This is a genomic window from Pseudomonas gebzensis, from assembly GCF_034427815.1.
Classification (GTDB): Bacteria; Pseudomonadota; Gammaproteobacteria; order Pseudomonadales; family Pseudomonadaceae; genus Aquipseudomonas.
In genome coordinates this window covers 227,146-243,346 of record NZ_JAXQNS010000002.1, presented here as the reverse complement: position 1 = coordinate 243,346, position 16,201 = coordinate 227,146, and the positions used below count along the sequence as shown (strand labels likewise).

Genomic DNA, 16,201 nt, shown 5'->3' with positions numbered 1-16,201 from the left:
CGCGCTGAGGCCATGACCCTCAGCTTTGCTGCAAGCTCACTACGTCACGTGCTGACATCAATGGCAGTGGAATGATGCTTACGGCGAATCTCCACTCGGTAAGGTCGCGTATATCCACAGCCATTACGACCGTGACAGGTGTCGCCGCCACCGAGGCAGGTGTAAACACACCATCAGACACGGCGCCGTTCCCCGCAATAACATGCCATGTCACTTCCTGGGGCTGAAGCCCTACCTCTTCACTGTCTATATTGAAATAGCAGCATTTCAATTGCAGCACACCGTCCTGGGCCGCGAATCGGATGAAATGTGTGGGGTATGCAAATGTCGTAACGAACCACGCGCAAGCATCAGCACCCTGCCCCACCGCTGTCACGACATCCGCGCGCGCTGGCACTTCCCGTAGACTGGCCCTGGTCACGGCCGGGATCAAAGTCTCACTGGGTTGTCGAAAGATGAGATCAGGTCTTTTTTTGGCGGGCAGGTAAAAATGGTCATTACCCTCTTTCACCAGCGCCCCCCCTGCATTACCCGTTACGCTCCACACTGCACCGGGCACTGGATCGGCTACAAAGCCCAGGCGTTCTTTCTGGGCACCGGCATGAAAAATCTGGCAGTACGGAGCAATCTTGTAGTCGAATTTTTTTTGCGCGTTTCTGAAAGGAGCCCAAGGCTTCTTGGGTACTGTCTTATAGCGGCTGGTCCAGCCGTCTGGGGTTTCCTCTCCGCCATCCAACTCAACCGAGCCTGGGGGTGTAACCAAATGGCCGAACCACGCTTCGTCCGCAGGCGCTCTGCCGACTGCCACTTCTGGGAAGCTGAAGCTTGGAAACAAAGCAGATAGAAACGTCTGGTACGCGGCCGGCGAGCTTTTCTGCATCACCCGCCGCACATTTTCGAATGCACTGGGCTGCTGGAAAAAGACGAAATTCCGGTCTCTCAGGGTTTCTGTGGTCACCATGTAGATATACAAGTCTTGGCACCGCGCACTGACAGGGCGTGGCATTATCGCAATTTCGACTTTATTACGCCGATTATAGTGTTGAATGTACTCGTCGGGGACTGTAGATGGGAGCCGCGAGTCGCTTGGCTCGTAGAAGGCATAGCTGGCCTGGCCTGTCCATTCAATGCTCAACACACTTTGCTCGTGCGCACGGTACCTGAGGCAGCTACTGTCCATACGCACATTGATTCTGAGCCTTGTCGAACTAAGAACGACCTCATTCAATCGCACGATTTGTTCAGCACCCAGATTGCTTAGCGTTCTCGTAAGTATGTCAATATCATGAGAGGGGTAAAGATTAACTGTCGTATAAACGTTGCCCGTTCCGATAATTTCAACACGAGAGAAACACCTTAGTGATACCTGGGACATCTCACCCCCCAAATAAACGACACTCGGCAGTGATTCAATCAGAAAATCATTATGGGTGACATCTGCCCATTGTGAGTTCGCCCATTCCAGACCCGTCCACATGCTGAACAACGCCTCTACGGACGTGACACCAACATCATCATTTTCGACATCTTGATCGATTTTCACAGGGGCTTCTTCCACAGCGAGCTAAAATGGATATAAGCCCTCGCATGCTGGAAACTGTAAACTGGCATTTCTGACAGTTGATCTCTCGACCACAGCAGCCGGACACTGCACATCGTACTGTGCGGTAAGCACAGCGGTAAGCACAGCAGTCAGCCATTACCCACTGAACATACAGCCAGTGACGCTCCTGCTGAGGCATTTCACTCTATCCTTTATCTAACGAGTGAAACCTGGTTGATCCAAAAAATGGCACCAGCCGCAAAGTGTATCCAATCACAAAAATCTTTCGGATTATTCCTACATACGCATCAAAGCCAGGTCTCCATATTGCTTGCCGTCGGCTCAAGAGCTTCAAGCAGCTGACCACCCTCTACGTAGGCATGGACCCGGAGTTTAGTTATGAAACACACCCTTCTCGCGTTGACGCTTGGCTTGGCCAGTAGCGCCGCACTCGCCAATACCGGCTCTATCAACTTCTATGGTCAAGTGCATTCAGGCACGTGCCCGATCGAAATCATCGACCCGTCAACCGGATTGCCAGTCGCACGCATCAACATGGGTAACGTCAGTTCCTCGCAGTTTGAAGCTGTAGGTGATGAGGCTGCGTCGCGCGCCTTCGGCATGCGTGTAACACCCAGTGCTGGCTGCGTTGTTGCCCCTACTGCCAAGGCGAAAGTCACTTTCACCGGCGCCTATGGCGGCGCGGGGTCCACGGGCAGCCTGTATGCTCTTGAACCAGGTGGTGCGACCAATCTGGCCTTGATCATCAAGGACAATACCGGTGCGGCCGTCGCTAACGGCACAGCGTCCAAGGAATACCCGCTGAGTGCCACAGTACCAACAACCATGATCTTCTCCGCCGCTTACCAGGCCACGGGCGCGCAAGTGACTGCGGGCACTGCCAACACCGATGTGCAATTCCTCGTCGATATCCCATGATAAAAGGCCCCTGGCCAAGTTATGTTGGCCGGGGGTTGCCTTATCACGTTGTGAGGTATCGCCAGATGAAGATTCATTTGCGCCGTCTTGCTTTTGGTATTTGCTTAGCAGCCACTGTGCAATCCGCTCAGGCAGCGCTGACCGTCAATACTACACGCATTGTTTTCGACAGCGAAAAACGCAGCACTTCCGTGGTGATCGCCAATCCCAGCCCCCGACCTTATGCCGTACAAAGTTGGGTCAACACTGCAAAGGACGATACGGATACAACCGTGCCCCTGGCAGTGTCGCCGGGTCTGTTTCGCCTGGACCCAGGTAAAGAGCAGATGGTGCAGATCAGCCGTCTGCCCAATAATCTCCCCGAAGACCGCGAAACGCTGTTCTATCTCAATGTGCAGGAAATCCCCCAGATAACGCCTGAGGATGTAAACGTACTCAACGTCGCGCTGCGTACACGCCTGAAGCTTTTCTATCGCCCCAAGCAACTGGAGGGTCGGCCTGCCGATGGCATCGCCGAGCTGAAATGGTCGTTGCGTCAAGGCGCTGAGCATGTGCAGTTGGTGGTCGATAACCCCACGCCGTACCATTATACATTTGGCCGGCTGGAAGTCAGTACTGCAGGTAAAACAGAGAAGGTTCAGGCCATGGCAATGGCACCGCCTCTTGGCCAGCAGGTTTATGACCTGGTCCACACCAAATCGGTCACTGGTCTGCAGTTGACCTTCACCACCATCAACGACTATGGGGTCGCCACTCCAGCGGTGCAACAGGCAATTTCCAGCACACCTTGAGTCTGCATTACTTACACATGGCCGAGCCTCTGGCTCGGTCGCTCTCGCGTAGCCACATACATTAGGAAACGTCCATGAAGACCCTAGTCTTTGCTATCGGGCTCGTTCTGACCAGTCAACAGACCATGGCAAACACTGGTTCGATCGGCTTCTTTGGCCAAGTCAACAATGGGACCTGCCCGATTGAAATCATCGACCCTTCGACCGGTCTACCCGCCAATAGAATCTACATGGGCAACGTCAACACTGCCCAGTTTGAGCAGGAAGATGACGAGGCTGCAACTCGCGCCTTCGGCTTGCGTATTACACCCGGCAACGGCTGCATACTGCTGCCTGGCGCCAATGCCAGCGTAACCTTTACAGGAAACTACGGCGGCGCCGGGGCCAACGGCACACTGTATGCTTTGGAACCCACGGGCGCCTCTGGGTTGGCCTTGATCATCAAAGACAACCTGGGTACGCCCATCGATAACGGCCTAGCCTCCAAGCAATACCCACTGCATGACAGCAAACCCACCGACATGCTGTTTTCGGTCGCATACAAAGCCATTGACACACAGGTATCCGCCGGTTTTGCCAACGGTGATGTGCAGTTCAGAGTGGATATATTATAAGTTCAGCTGATAATCGCGTCTTGCTGCCTGATATGGGTCAAGACGCGTTCTTGAGCTGAAGTGCGTAGGCCCCAATCCGATGCCTGGAAACACGCATCGGATTTTTGCGCGCCCCTTTTACTACTTCAGTGAGGAAGTGGCTTCGTGGCCGCACACTGCCCTACAACGTCCTGCTCGATCGGCGAGCCGACCAGGGACAGCGTGCTCAATAGACAGCGAACAACAGCCTCTCTGCTGAGCAAATGAAAATGCCAGTCAGCTTGACTGACTGGCATTGGTTTCACGGCCCGACCTTCATTTCATCTGCGTCAGGCGTCTTGGCTAGACAACCTGTCCAGTGGGTCGTATCCATACCCGCTGCCATCATAGCTTGCCAGGCGCCCCAGGGCGTCATAGGTCAATCTCTTGCCTTTGTCATCCAACGTCATGTTGCCGTCGCGGTCGTACTCCAGCGAAAAATCAGCATAGTCGGCATGGGAATTGACGACCCCAGTCAGTTGCGCCGGGTCTTCGTTCTCGAACAGGTAGGTCGCTTCATTGGCGTCCATGCTCCCGTCCGCCTCCTCGAACTCGGTCAGCACCCAGGTGATGTTGTCGATCGCATCAAAGTCGAAATACTGTTGGCGAATGGTTTTTCCTGCGGGATCTTTCGGACTGTGAGCAACCAGCCCACTGCAGCTGTATTCCTCCAAACGACCACGCACATCGTACCGGTACGTCTCCCCACGTAATACGCTGCCATTTTCGCTCAGGTGCTTTGAGGTGATCTGGTCAAGCACGCTGTACTCCTGCACCAGTTCCTGAACGCCCTGCACCAGCAGGCCTGCTGCTGCCACCTGCGCCTTCACAGTTTCATTAGCGAACTCGAAGCCCTCGACCGGTGCGTCGACATTGGCATTGAGGAATACGAACCTGCGCAGGCGCTCACGCCCCTGATGATCGTACTCCAGCTCCGTGGCCAGCCCTTGGGTGCCATCCAGGGTCAGGATGCACTCAACATCGCTCAAGCCATTGTAGAAAAACTGGCTGCTGGTCGTCCCCAGCGCCGTGCGTTCGAGTAGACCACTGGCGTAGTAGTCATAGGTCTGTGTCTGACCCAGGACGTCTTTGTAGAACAACTGACGCCCCAACAGGCTGGTGCCGTATTCCATGGACCAGGTTTCACCACCGATCGTACGGCTTTCGTGCTTCATCTCACCCGTACTGAAATAGGACCGCGACAACTCCTCCTGTTCCTCCTTGCACCAGGTAAGCCGCGCGTTTTGCGAATCGAATCTGTAGTCTGCTTGCCTACCCGAAATGCGCCTGACTTCAGGGGACTCACCCAACTGTGGACGATATTCATACTCGATGAGCTCACCTGCAGCGGATTTCACCTTGCTCGGGTTGAGCTGACCCGGCTCATAAAGCATGTGACGTGCCCTGCCCCCCGTGATCGAAGTAATCATTCGACCCAGGCCATCGAACACCTGCTCTCCCAATACGACGCCTTTGACGCTGATACTGATCGGGAGGTCTTCGCTGCTGTGTACGGCATAGTCACGGTGTACCACAGACCTGTCCGCCAGGGTCTGGTCGACCAGGCGGCCGAACACATCGTAGCTGGAGCCGGTAACCGCCTTGCGGGCATCGATCTCCCGCACGTTACGCCCCAAGCCGTCATAGAAATACTCATGCGTGGCATACACGGTGTTTGCCGCGTCGAAGCGCTGTACCCGAGCGGGTTGCTCGAACAGGTTCAACCACGTTGTGGTCTTGCCCAGGCTTAGCGCGCCGTCTGCCGATTCACTCCATGCGGTCTGGGTCGCCAGGTTGCCACTTGGCTCTGTACCCTGAGGATTAGATCCGATGGGGTCGTGCACCTGGAATCGCCTGACGTTATCCGGCCCGGTTTCGCAATACTGCTGCCCCCAGTCATCGTACTCATACTGGGTCACCAACGGCATTTGCTCGTCGCCTTTCCAATCGTATTCGATGGCCTCAGTCAACTGGCCAAGCGCATCGTAGGTAAACGAGTTGCGTAGACGAAAAGCCTGACGCACGCTGATGTCTTCTGACTCAGCGTCAGCGTCATGACGCTCTTCACTGACCACACGTCCCAGGCCATCGATGTATGAACGGACGGCTACCCCCTTGACGTCTACCCTGCATTGCGACGCCCTGTCACCAGGCGCCCTGACGAGCGCATACTGGTAAGTACGGGACGCCTTGTAAACCGGGTCACTGGGTGCAACCGTCTCGCGAATCACACGGCGCAACGCATCGTAGGCGTATTCGATTTCAACGTCGTTGTCATCGCGGTTCAGCAACGGCTCGCCGATGAGCACCGAATTCTTCAGCGTGACCACCTTGCAGACATGGCGCGGTTCTTCCGTGATGGGGTCAATATCCCCATGGTCAAAGCCCGTGGTCTGCTGCTCGATCGTCAGTGCGGGATGGCCATTGAGGTCCTCCAGGGCATAGGTAAAACCTGTTCGGGTGCTTTTCCCGCCCATCAGCAGCGTTTGCAGCAATGGACGTCCATGACGCAGCAGGTCTTGCGGGTCATTGACCGAGTTCACAGTGGTGACCTGCACCGCTGGCTGCTCTACATCGGCGACGACTTCGCAGAGGGTTTCCTGTTTGAGGACGAGCCAGTTCGACGCGGGCGCTACGGCTGAGGCGTCTTGATGATCCACCCGGGCGAGCGATTCATACTCAAAGCGTTTACGCAGGATCGGCGCCGGCTTGTCGCCACCCGAGGCGGGATACTCTGTCACGCACTTCTGATTGCGTACGAAGCCGTCGGGATCATGGTCGGCAGGGTAGTACTCGATAACGGTACGCTGTCCGGAGGGCAGGGTCTGAGCAGTCAAGTTGCCGTGGAGGCTATATTCAGTCCTGGTGGGAGGCTCTTGGCGTACCCGCGCAGCATCGCCCAGAACCGACCAGGTACGGGCCTGTTCCAGTGGTAGCTGGAAATTGCTCGGCTGGCGCTCGAACTCGGTTGTCACGTTGCCGTGATACACCGTGTTGCTGACCAGCTGGTTCCTGCCCTGCACAGTCACTTCAGTCACTTGCAAGTGAAAGCGGTTATAGATCGACTGGACAGTACGCAGTACCCGGTCCTTGCCATCCACGCCCTTGCCCCAATGGTGGGCCGTACTCCCGTAAAGATAAGTGGAACGTGCTCGATAGAGGTTGTCTTCCCCATCATCACGCCAGCTGATCCCGCTGCCATGACCTACGAAGTTATGCGGCGCCTCAACGCCCTCTTGCAGGACGGTATAGCTGAATGTGGTTTTCAGCGGCGGCTGGCCAGCACCGGGATTGACGGTATGAGAGGTGACCCGTGGCAGCGCCACACGCGTCCCGCCGCCGGGGAGCAGATGGCCTGCGTCCCCCTCCTCGCCATAACGGATATCTTCCACACTGCCATAGGGCGTCGACACCTTGCTCAGGCACGTGAGGCCATGGACGCGGGCGTACTCGAATCGCCAGTTGCCGCCCGTTTCGGTCGGCAAGTCAGCCTGGCGCAGCTCGTCGTTGATCAGTAGCAGCTTGTATTCGGCGAGCGGTTTACCGCCCAAGGCACGCGGGTGCAGTTTCAGCGTAACCGTGCTGCCATAGCTGATTTCCAGCAAATCAAGACCCATGCCATCGGTAATACGCTCCAACCGTTGGTTCTCGGCCGTATAGCTCAATCGGATGCAATGGCCCGATGAAGCACGCACCTCATAAGGCAGTGCAACCTTATTCCCTGCAGTGCCAAACTCCTTGAGCACTTCTTCCATATGGGATTTATGGACCACACGGTATTGTTTGTTTTCCGCGTCACTGTCATCGAAAAAGCGGAAGCTTTCCAGCTTTCTTTCTTTGATGCCTGGCTCTGCACCAGAGCCCGTGACCTTGAAGCTTTCTCCGGTGTGAAGGCGCAACATGCGCGTGCCTGGCACATATTGGGTGAGTTCAATATACCAACCTCGGCCAAAGCCGACATTGCTTTCACTGAACGGGTTGTACACCAGGCGAAGAGGAAGCTCGGGACCGAGCTGGGCATTTCCAACAAGGCTCGGCAGATTGATACTCAATGCATACTGACCCGTGCGCGGATCAACAGCGTTTTGCACAAAGCCAGAGGCATTCAATGCATTGGAGTGAAGTACGGTTTCGACAGCCATATTATTAGCGCTCTAATATCGAATCAGATGCACCCGACACTTCTTCAGTGCCGGGGCCTGCGTTTGCTCAACGAAGTGAAAGTTTCAGCAGATCGCGACGGGTTATGCCCCGAGCCAGATCGTCCGATGTGGTTTCAAAAGCAAAAGTCAATGGATGCACATTGCCTTCCACATCCAGCAGGGTAAGTCTCAGAGACGGTTCGAGTGCGCGTCGATAGGCTGGCTCTTCGTTGCTACTCGACAGCACGAAACCTGTGTCCCGCTGCAGCATGATCATTAGCTGCCCGTCGCCTGGTTTGGCGCCCTTGACCTCCGCAGGAAGTTGATACGCTCGATGTCTGGCCATGCGGTAGAGCAACCCGTCGAACAATAATTCGTCCTTGACCAGGCCATCGTCGGACTGAAACGAAAAACCGGTATAGCTGACGAAATCATCATCGCTCACAGGTGGCGTCGACGACCCCGGCATCCATGACCAACTGACTGCTGACTTGCGTTCGGTATCCTTGATGAACAGCCGGGCAAATTTGATTATCTGCCCCTCTCTGAGGACGTGCTCAAGCAACCAGTTATCGGTACTGGTGTCGACATAAGCGAATTCATCGCCTTGAGAGGGTGACGTATTCCCTGCCACGCGGGTGCGCCTGAAGGAATAGAGTTCTTGAGTAAAGGATGGCACGTTCTGCGCGCGCAACTCGATCTTACCTTTTTCGCCATTCGCTTGAGAGACAATCGTTTTGCCCGTGAGCGTATTCTGTATCGATGCGATAAGGCGGATTGTTCCCGGCTTTCGGGCGTGCAGGTAGAACCGACGGCTTCTGGCCTGAAGGGGAGCGGCACTATCATTGTGCAGCGCGGCTTGCCTATGAACGATGTTGGGTTCCCTGTTAACCGCCCAGTCATTTCCTTCACTACCGTTACCAGCGCCCAAGGCTTCTTCCAGCGGCGCCAGGAAAGGAATGTCGTTATTGCTATCGGCATCCAGGAACTTCAATGTTGCCAAATCAGCGTCGGAGATGGGCACCGGCTGACCGTTGTGATCATTGGCCGCTGCAACGGTTACCTCGACCTCGATCTGCTGCCAACCGTTAGCGAAGCACTGGGGGGCACCAATGGCTTTGAGCTCAAACGTGCTCAGGGCTTCCCACGACATCAGACCTGCCGTTCCCTGAAGGTTTTCGCTGAACTCCACGATGGCGTAGCCCGTGCGCTCCCCCCCATCGTACGCGGTGACCACCGCAATGGGAGACTGCGGATTTTCCGGCGGCATATAGACGTTACCGTCGAAGGTGCCCTCACCGTTTACCGTCCAACTCACCGCGCGCTCAGCGCGATGCGTCGAATCTTCAGTCATGACTGCGAACGGCGTGGGTTGAATAGACGACGCTTGCGCCACGTGGAACGGCACGACATTCAGGGCCGCCCTCCAGCGAATCACCACCACCGCGGCCTCAGCGCTAGCCCCCGTCTGCCGATTAGTGCAGCGGATGCGCTGGACCTTGAAAAAATCACGGTCGCCGCTGGGTCGATGGGGCGTAAACACCGCCCGGCCGTCGCCCTGGTCCTCAAGATCACCAATCGGGGCCTCAAGCCTCTGCACGCGTTGTGCTTCCTGCGACAGCAGTACTGCGCTGTCCAGACTCCATTGCAGGGCCCCGCTCTCGACACTGGAGGCGTGCAATTCGATGGGGTCCTCACCGTACACAAAGGTGGCGACGCGCGGCGCGACTTGCACGGCGCGAGCACTTTCCACCACCAGTGCATGGCTCCGCATCTGCTCGTCATTATCAGACGAAGTGGCCGTCACCAGCACCATCTGCTGGTCCTCGACGAAACTGGCGGCAGAGCGCGGGCTGTAGCTGGCGCGGCTGAAAGTGCCGACTGCTCCGGGACGTCTCAGGTTGATGGCCGACCATTGAACTTGGTCAGCAGCGCCATCCGCCGTGAACGCAACCGACTCGCCGGCCACTGCAGTCGCAAAAGCAGGCTCCACCGTCATGCTGTTGAGCTTCTTCTGCCAATGTCCGGTGATCACGAGATCGACGCCGATCTTGGATGCTTTAATCGCAAACTCACGGCCGCCGGGCATTGCGAAGGTGCTCAGCACATCGCTGGCCTGGCCTGCTCCCAACTTGTCGACATCCGGAACCAGGATCAGCGTACCCGGCAGATTCTGCTCGTTCTCGGCGATGGGATAGGGAACATCGGTAGCCGGGGTTGGCTGTGCACCGGCGCGCAAATCGATCCCCAGCTTCATGAAGACCAGTACCGCACCGTCGCCGTAGCGCGGCATCCCTTCGTTTTTCCCCCAAGGTGCGCACATCGTGCGAACGAGGAACTGTTCTGGGCTCAGCGGATAGTAATCATCCATGGCAAAACGGCCCAGATCATAGGTGACCTGGTAAGGCCGCATGTAGCTGATGGATTCCTGCAGGTGACGCCCAAGCATGATCTGGGCAAAGGCAGTGGGCCCCAGGTTAGTGGAAAAACGGTGTGCGCTCGCCAGATCGAGTTCCAGCGATGTGAATCGGCTGCCCTCCGGGCGGACGGCCCGCAGTGCCAGCGGTGCTTCGACCCTATAGCCCATGGCCTCAGTGATGGTAAAACTTTCCACGACGCGTTTGGGGCTTCCGGGCAGTTCCAGTACCCGTCTATATTCCCCGCCAAGAATGTTCATTCGGACCTTCAGGTCCGAAGTGAATCCTGTCGCATCTTCAAAGCCGACCTGGGGCGCGCCCAGTATCAACCCTTGCAACGAAATGCTGACCCGTTCCCCCTCGTCAAGGTAGGCCTGCAGATCGATCGGGTCCATCGCACCGAAATTTGCCAGCTGGGCGAGAAACTGCTCACGAAGGGTAACGTCGACAAGCGTGCGGTCCAGGGCGAGCATGCCGCCCCAGCCCAGACGCACCGAAGACTCATTACCTGTTTGCACCATAGCCTTAGTGTCCATCTCATACCTCCTTCGTCGAGGCATCGAGGATATTGGCGTAGCGTTTTACCGGTACGAAAGGCAGTGGCAGGATCACGTAGTCGAGTGTACCGGGGTCACCGCTGGTGGTTTGGCAGGCCGAAATGATCACGTATTGGTCCTGGGCATCCAGCGCTGGCGTATAGACTTGAGTAACAGGGTCGACCGTGCCGCTGCCACGAAGCACTGTCCATTCAATGGGCTCGGGTACCTTCTCCTGCTCCCAATCAACGTTGAGCCTGTAGAACGGCAGCCCTATGGTGCCGTCGGCTCGGACTTCGGGCGCCAGCCAGTAATTGGCATTCTTGGTGGCAGCGACCAGCATGTCGATCGTTGCCGGGGCACCCCCTGCAGTGGGCCGGACGGTGACCGGGTCCAGACGCAGAGCCCTGTAGTAGTGCGGCTCATGCGCCTCGCGCTTGGGCAGTCTGACGGGTGCCGAATACTTGTACCCACCCGGGTTAAGCGGATCGGAATCGAAGTCGACCGTACCCAGCGCAGGCGTGTCCCAGGTCAGCGCTGAACCGTCTGGAGTCGCCGCACTCAATGCATAGCCTTTGCCCAGACTAACCACCGCCACCCAGGGATTCACCGAAACATGGCTTGGCACCACACTGATCAACGCCTTACTGACCATGTCGCCGCTGGTGGCGGTCACGATCAGCCGGCGCTGTCCCTCCTGACGCAACGCATCATCGGCCGGCGCGGTATATCGTCCTTTGCTGGGGTCCTTGAACTCACCGGTGTCCCCTGTCTCGCCGGGAACGTTCTTGACCGACCACGTGACAGGCCCGGGCGCAGATTCAACTTGGAAATCGAGCACCTGACCACTGGCGAGCATTTGTTCCGAAGGGCTGATGGTCATGCTGGTGTACTTGGGCGCCAGGTTACCGAGCAGGGTCAGGTCGGTTGGCCATGAGACGTCACGTGGCTCAACGACGTTGTCGCCACGGAACAGAAGCTTGTTGAGTCGCAAAGCGTCAATTTCAAAGGTGATGTTTTCGAGGGTTTCGATTTGCGTCTTGAGCTCCGCCTCCAATGCGGCCTTCAAGGGTTCTATTATCTTGTTTGCGTTCGCCTTGGCATCGGCAGCACCGTCGCCGGCACCGAATTCATCTGGAATGTTAATCTTCACATGCGAAGTGAAGTTGTTGACTGAGAATCTTATCGGCTGTCCTGCGCTCGGGGAAACTTCAAACTTGTAACTCGCAGAAAGGCTCACTTCAGCGGTTAACTGGATCGATACGGTACGCCCTGCGCTCTGCCCGGTCTGAATCCAATAGACCAACGTACCGACCTTGGTATTCGAGCTCCACATCGCCTTGAGCAGTCGATCTTCAAAGACAAGCTTATTACCTTTTGAGAACAGGCCTGCAAATCCGCCAGTCATGCTTAACTTCCAGCGCCAAGGCTGATGCGATCCGCCGTTACCCACATCGGAGTAGCTGAAATCAAATCCGGAGAAGGCATCTGCATTAGCGACCAGTTGGTAGCGACCGCCAACCAGCTCCTCCAGGTCAAACTTGCCCTTCAGCCAGTCCAACTGATCGAATCCTAGCTTCAAGACTTGCTGCATCAAAAACTTGTGGGACAGCACCAAGTTACTGGAATACGGTTGTGTTGCACGCGGCAACATGTATAACAAGTCACTGTCAGACGGGGGATATTTACCTGCGCTGTTGCCTTTCATGGCGACAAACACAACCACTGCGCCGTCGCCAAAATTTTTGCTATCGCGTAGCCTGGCGCCCGGTTCGGCATGCGTACCCAACGCAAATAAACCGGGATCTATGGGCGAACCATCGTCGACCACCAGCTCGCTGAGCGGAAATTGCAAAAGCTCCGCATTCTGGTCTTTCCAGTCGTCAAATACCTCCTTGAAGTACAGGCCCAACCGAACCTTTTCAGGGCCCGTCGAGCCGCCGCTGAATTGGTGCTCATACGCCTTGGCGATATCAAGCAACACTTTCCCGCTGCTATCGACAGTACCCTGTACTGCGGTCAGATCAACTGTCATGTCGAGCACGGCGTGGGTAGCAGCGTTGTACACCGCCAACGCCTTGATACTCCTGAATGGCTCACCTTCGAGGTAGGTTTCAACCACCTCAAGGTGCTTGCCGCCGACCAGGCGCATCTGCAATTTACCTTTGGGTTGGCGCAGGTTTGCATTCTCGAAAGACAACCGTGCCCTGTCGAGCTTCAGCCCTAGCAACACATGCTCGATGCCATTACCCGAGTCGACAACAGCGTCGGGCAAGTCAGGAAAGAACAGGACAGGATCATGGGTGCGATCAATGTACTCTTGCGCCAGCAGCGTGTTGGCGGCGCCCCGGTCAAATACCAGCAGGGCATCCCATTCGTAGGTTTGTGGCTCTTTGTCCATTTCTTTTAGAAAATCGTCAAGCGACTGAATACCCACGGCCAGTGGATTTTCGGTGGTCATGCTGTTCATCTAGATTCTTCTCCGTAATATGCGGACGAGTAGGCGCTGCCACGAAGCGCGGAAAGTTTCACTTAGCGCTTCGTGGCAAAGAAGTTTATTGGGATTTTTTGGGAATAATCATAAACGGTCGAATACTGTGCCAGCTGTCGCCACTATCAAAGCTTATTGTTCCGCTGATGGTGTACTGCAGGCTATCTTCCAAGCGATCATACGTAGCGAGACTCAACCGCTGTTGTATGCGTGCGTTGGCGACTTCAGCCGAGGTAAGTGGCTTGCGATCACGTAATATCTCGCCAGCTTGAATGGCCAATGTAAAAAGCTGACCGACTTCGGCGAAGGGCCAGAGCAGCACGCCCGACACTTCGAGCAGGGCACCATTGCTCTGATTGAGTTTGGACCGCCAAAGTTCTCCATTGCTCTCGGCCTGCAGACACCGGATATTGCTTTCGAAACTCAGGGGTAGGACGCGCAAGTCAACAGCGGCAGAAGGCGCCGAGTAATTACTGTCAGCGTCGACAATGTAGTAGAAAACACTGAAACGGCGGCTGTCATTCTGGCCAGGCTGCTGCATGTTTGCAGCGACCACACCAGGGTCGATCTTGAATCGTCGCCCGCCTTGCTGCACCGGTGTGGCGGTAATTTGCTTGCCGTTCTTTTCGTAGCCGTCCCAATGGACCTCAAAGTATTCGCCCGGGCGCAAGGGGATATCAGGCACGTTTACATACGCCCCGAGGATCGCGCTATCGGCCGCCAGCATCTGCTTGCCTGGGCCATCCGCCTCAGCACGTTCAATGCTCGGGGCGGCAAGGCTGCGGGGCGCTTCGAACAGGAGGTCCAAGCGCTGCGAGGTCAATGCGTGCCCTACACGCGCAAGCTGGTAAAACACCTGATGGTTGCCGGGGGCCAATGCAGCGACGTCAATCTTGAACGTGGTCTCGTCGCTTTTCAGGTTACTCGGATCCATACGCGCGAACTGTACGTGCGGCTCGAGTGTGCCGGGGCTTTGCCAGTGCAGCAGCAGGTAGTCACCCGCTTCGACATCAGGATGGGTAGGCACACGAACCGTCAATCCAGCGGGGAACAAGCCAGGATCGAGCGGCGCTCCCGTGAAGCCGTCGACAGTGACTTCAGGAAGCAAGTCGGTACCGCTCGGTGCTCGGGCTACAGTCATTTCCTGTACAGGTGATGTGACCTGTTGAGCGCCAGCGGCCAGCGTAGCGGTGTACTGGAACTCTACCCGGCCATCCTGCACACGGATAAAAAATGACTTGGGTATCTGCCATTGTATAGGCTCACCGACGGTGGCCTCGGTCACTTCGTGCAACTCTGTTGTGGAGTCCAATTCCGTGTCGGCCGAGTTGAATCTGCGCACTACCATCTCGACACTGTCACCTGCCTGCATGGCCCGGTAACTCGGGGCCAAAAGGCACACTCCTTCAGTTTCGAGATCCGACGCGACGATGACACGATCATGTGACTCGCGTGCCTGCGCCACGGCCAAGGTTTCTGCAACACTACCGTGGTCGCGCAGACCCAGGTGACAAAAGGTACGCATTGAATCCTGGGTAGACTCAGCCGCGTCGTCAACCTTGTACGACAGAAATGCCCAACCCCCTTTAAAAGGTTCGACATAACGATTGGAGACAAACGCTGTCATCGTTCTTGTAGTGTCGTAATCCACAGGTACGTCTTGCATCGCAGTCAGTTCATCGAACGGAGTACCATCGGCGGCGACGCCGCGCCAGATGGGGTAGATAGACTGCCCGAATTTCAAATCTGCATCTTTGATATCAAACTTTAAATCAGCCCCATTCAAATTTTCGATGTCAACTTCATTCCACTGATTCAGCGTCGGAATTATAGGGGCGGGATTGTGCAGCGCCTGCTCAGTTTCCGAATGCGGCGTAATAGGCAAGGGTGTCATGAGATCATTCCATTAAATATATGATGCCCTCATTTTCACAAGCCATGGTGCGACTGCCTACTAACAGAAATGGCAGGTAGCCGCTGCGCTCGAACATCGGCGTTCCTGGTAATTGTAATAGGCGTCACGCCAAGAAATCCTGATTAAGCTCTTGGCTGTAGCACTCTAATTATTTACGCCGCAATGAATATAACTATTTCAAATCCCCGACCCCCGTTCAATAGGAAGCACTGACGAATGAAGCGCTTACCCCACCTACAGCCCACGCCCATCGTAGCGATCAAACGGGCACTCCTGACCCTACCGTTGTTGACGTGCGTTGCCGCCCATGCCGCTAGCACTTCCGAGGCTACACAGGCGGACATCACTCCCATCATCTCGATGTATCAGGGAGAACTAGCATGCTCGAAAGAGCTGCCAGCAACGGGCGGCCTTGTGCCCGTCCAATGGCGGCCAAAACAGGTGTGCCCCAAAGGAGGAGAAGACGAGGACGAGCCGTTCGAGGCTCATTCGATCCGAATTCGAAATATGCCGATCAAATCGACAGTCTTGCTGATCGACAGTAACACCTGTGTCAAAGACGGCAACGCCTGGATTGAACTCGACACCAGCCGCGCTAATGCCTCGCTGGAAAGAATGGGTGTCGACAAGCTTTGGACCTACGCTGGCAGCGCAGAGAAACCAGGCTATGTCTATAACAAGGGCGACGATAGCAATGCACCGAGTTACGGCTTCAGGATCATCGGCAAAGGAAACGCGATCAAACCCGGTGAGCTCGCCTGTGTGGTCATCAGTACGCCTAAGCGGGGTCACTGA

General features: G+C 56.0%; 9 protein-coding genes. 4 read left to right on the top strand and 5 right to left on the bottom strand.

Going from position 1 to position 16,201, the window contains the following annotated elements; genetic code table 11:
* Positions 1–19: 19 nt before the first annotated feature.
* Entirely contained in the window at positions 20–1,543 is a 1,524-nt protein-coding gene (locus SJI00_RS05165; RefSeq protein ID WP_322460670.1) for a hypothetical protein, read from the bottom strand.
* Between the two features lie 399 nt (positions 1,544–1,942).
* Between SJI00_RS05165 and SJI00_RS05160 the strand changes: the two genes are divergently transcribed.
* From SJI00_RS05160 to SJI00_RS05150, 3 genes are all read left to right on the top strand, one after another.
* Positions 1,943–2,482: a fimbrial protein gene (locus SJI00_RS05160; RefSeq protein ID WP_322460669.1), complete on the top strand. Its 540-nt coding sequence runs from the start codon at positions 1,943–1,945 to the stop codon at positions 2,480–2,482.
* Positions 2,483–2,547: 65 nt separating this feature from the next.
* On the top strand, positions 2,548–3,273 hold the full coding sequence (locus tag SJI00_RS05155; RefSeq protein ID WP_322460668.1) for a fimbrial biogenesis chaperone: 726 nt from the start codon (positions 2,548–2,550) through the stop codon (positions 3,271–3,273).
* Positions 3,274–3,347: 74 nt separating this feature from the next.
* Positions 3,348–3,887, top strand: coding sequence for a fimbrial protein (locus tag SJI00_RS05150; RefSeq protein WP_322460667.1), 540 nt, complete (start codon positions 3,348–3,350; stop codon positions 3,885–3,887).
* A 308-nt stretch (positions 3,888–4,195) separates the two neighbouring features.
* Here the strand turns inward: SJI00_RS05150 and SJI00_RS05145 are convergent, their stop codons facing one another.
* From SJI00_RS05145 to SJI00_RS05130, 4 genes are all read right to left on the bottom strand, one after another.
* Entirely contained in the window at positions 4,196–8,047 is a 3,852-nt protein-coding gene (locus SJI00_RS05145) for an RHS repeat domain-containing protein (RefSeq protein WP_322460666.1), read from the bottom strand.
* Between the two features lie 67 nt (positions 8,048–8,114).
* Positions 8,115–11,000: a hypothetical protein gene (locus tag SJI00_RS05140; RefSeq protein WP_322460665.1), complete on the bottom strand. Its 2,886-nt coding sequence runs from the start codon at positions 10,998–11,000 to the stop codon at positions 8,115–8,117.
* Position 11,001: 1 nt separating this feature from the next.
* Positions 11,002–13,470, bottom strand: coding sequence for a hypothetical protein (locus SJI00_RS05135; protein ID WP_322460664.1), 2,469 nt, complete (start codon positions 13,468–13,470; stop codon positions 11,002–11,004).
* Positions 13,471–13,555: 85 nt separating this feature from the next.
* Positions 13,556–15,385 (bottom strand): hypothetical protein, encoded by a 1,830-nt coding sequence (locus SJI00_RS05130; RefSeq protein ID WP_322460663.1) that lies wholly within the window; start codon positions 15,383–15,385, stop codon positions 13,556–13,558.
* Positions 15,386–15,622: 237 nt separating this feature from the next.
* Here SJI00_RS05130 and SJI00_RS05125 point away from each other — a divergent pair, with 237 nt between their 5' ends.
* Positions 15,623–16,201, top strand: a complete 579-nt coding sequence (locus SJI00_RS05125; protein WP_322460662.1) for a hypothetical protein — start codon at positions 15,623–15,625, stop codon at positions 16,199–16,201.

What these genes read in the sequence shown, in the direction of transcription:
- SJI00_RS05160 (WP_322460669.1), top strand. Translation starts at nt 1,943, where the DNA reads ATGAAACACACCCTTCTCGCGTTGACGCTTGGCTTGGCCAGTAGCGCC.
- SJI00_RS05155 (WP_322460668.1), top strand. Translation starts at nt 2,548, where the DNA reads ATGAAGATTCATTTGCGCCGTCTTGCTTTTGGTATTTGCTTAGCAGCC.
- SJI00_RS05150 (WP_322460667.1), top strand. Translation starts at nt 3,348, where the DNA reads ATGAAGACCCTAGTCTTTGCTATCGGGCTCGTTCTGACCAGTCAACAG.
- SJI00_RS05145 (WP_322460666.1), bottom strand. Translation starts at nt 8,047, where the DNA reads ATGGCTGTCGAAACCGTACTTCACTCCAATGCATTGAATGCCTCTGGC.
- SJI00_RS05140 (WP_322460665.1), bottom strand. Translation starts at nt 11,000, where the DNA reads ATGGACACTAAGGCTATGGTGCAAACAGGTAATGAGTCTTCGGTGCGT.
- SJI00_RS05135 (WP_322460664.1), bottom strand. Translation starts at nt 13,470, where the DNA reads ATGAACAGCATGACCACCGAAAATCCACTGGCCGTGGGTATTCAGTCG.
- SJI00_RS05130 (WP_322460663.1), bottom strand. Translation starts at nt 15,385, where the DNA reads ATGACACCCTTGCCTATTACGCCGCATTCGGAAACTGAGCAGGCGCTG.
- SJI00_RS05125 (WP_322460662.1), top strand. Translation starts at nt 15,623, where the DNA reads ATGAAGCGCTTACCCCACCTACAGCCCACGCCCATCGTAGCGATCAAA.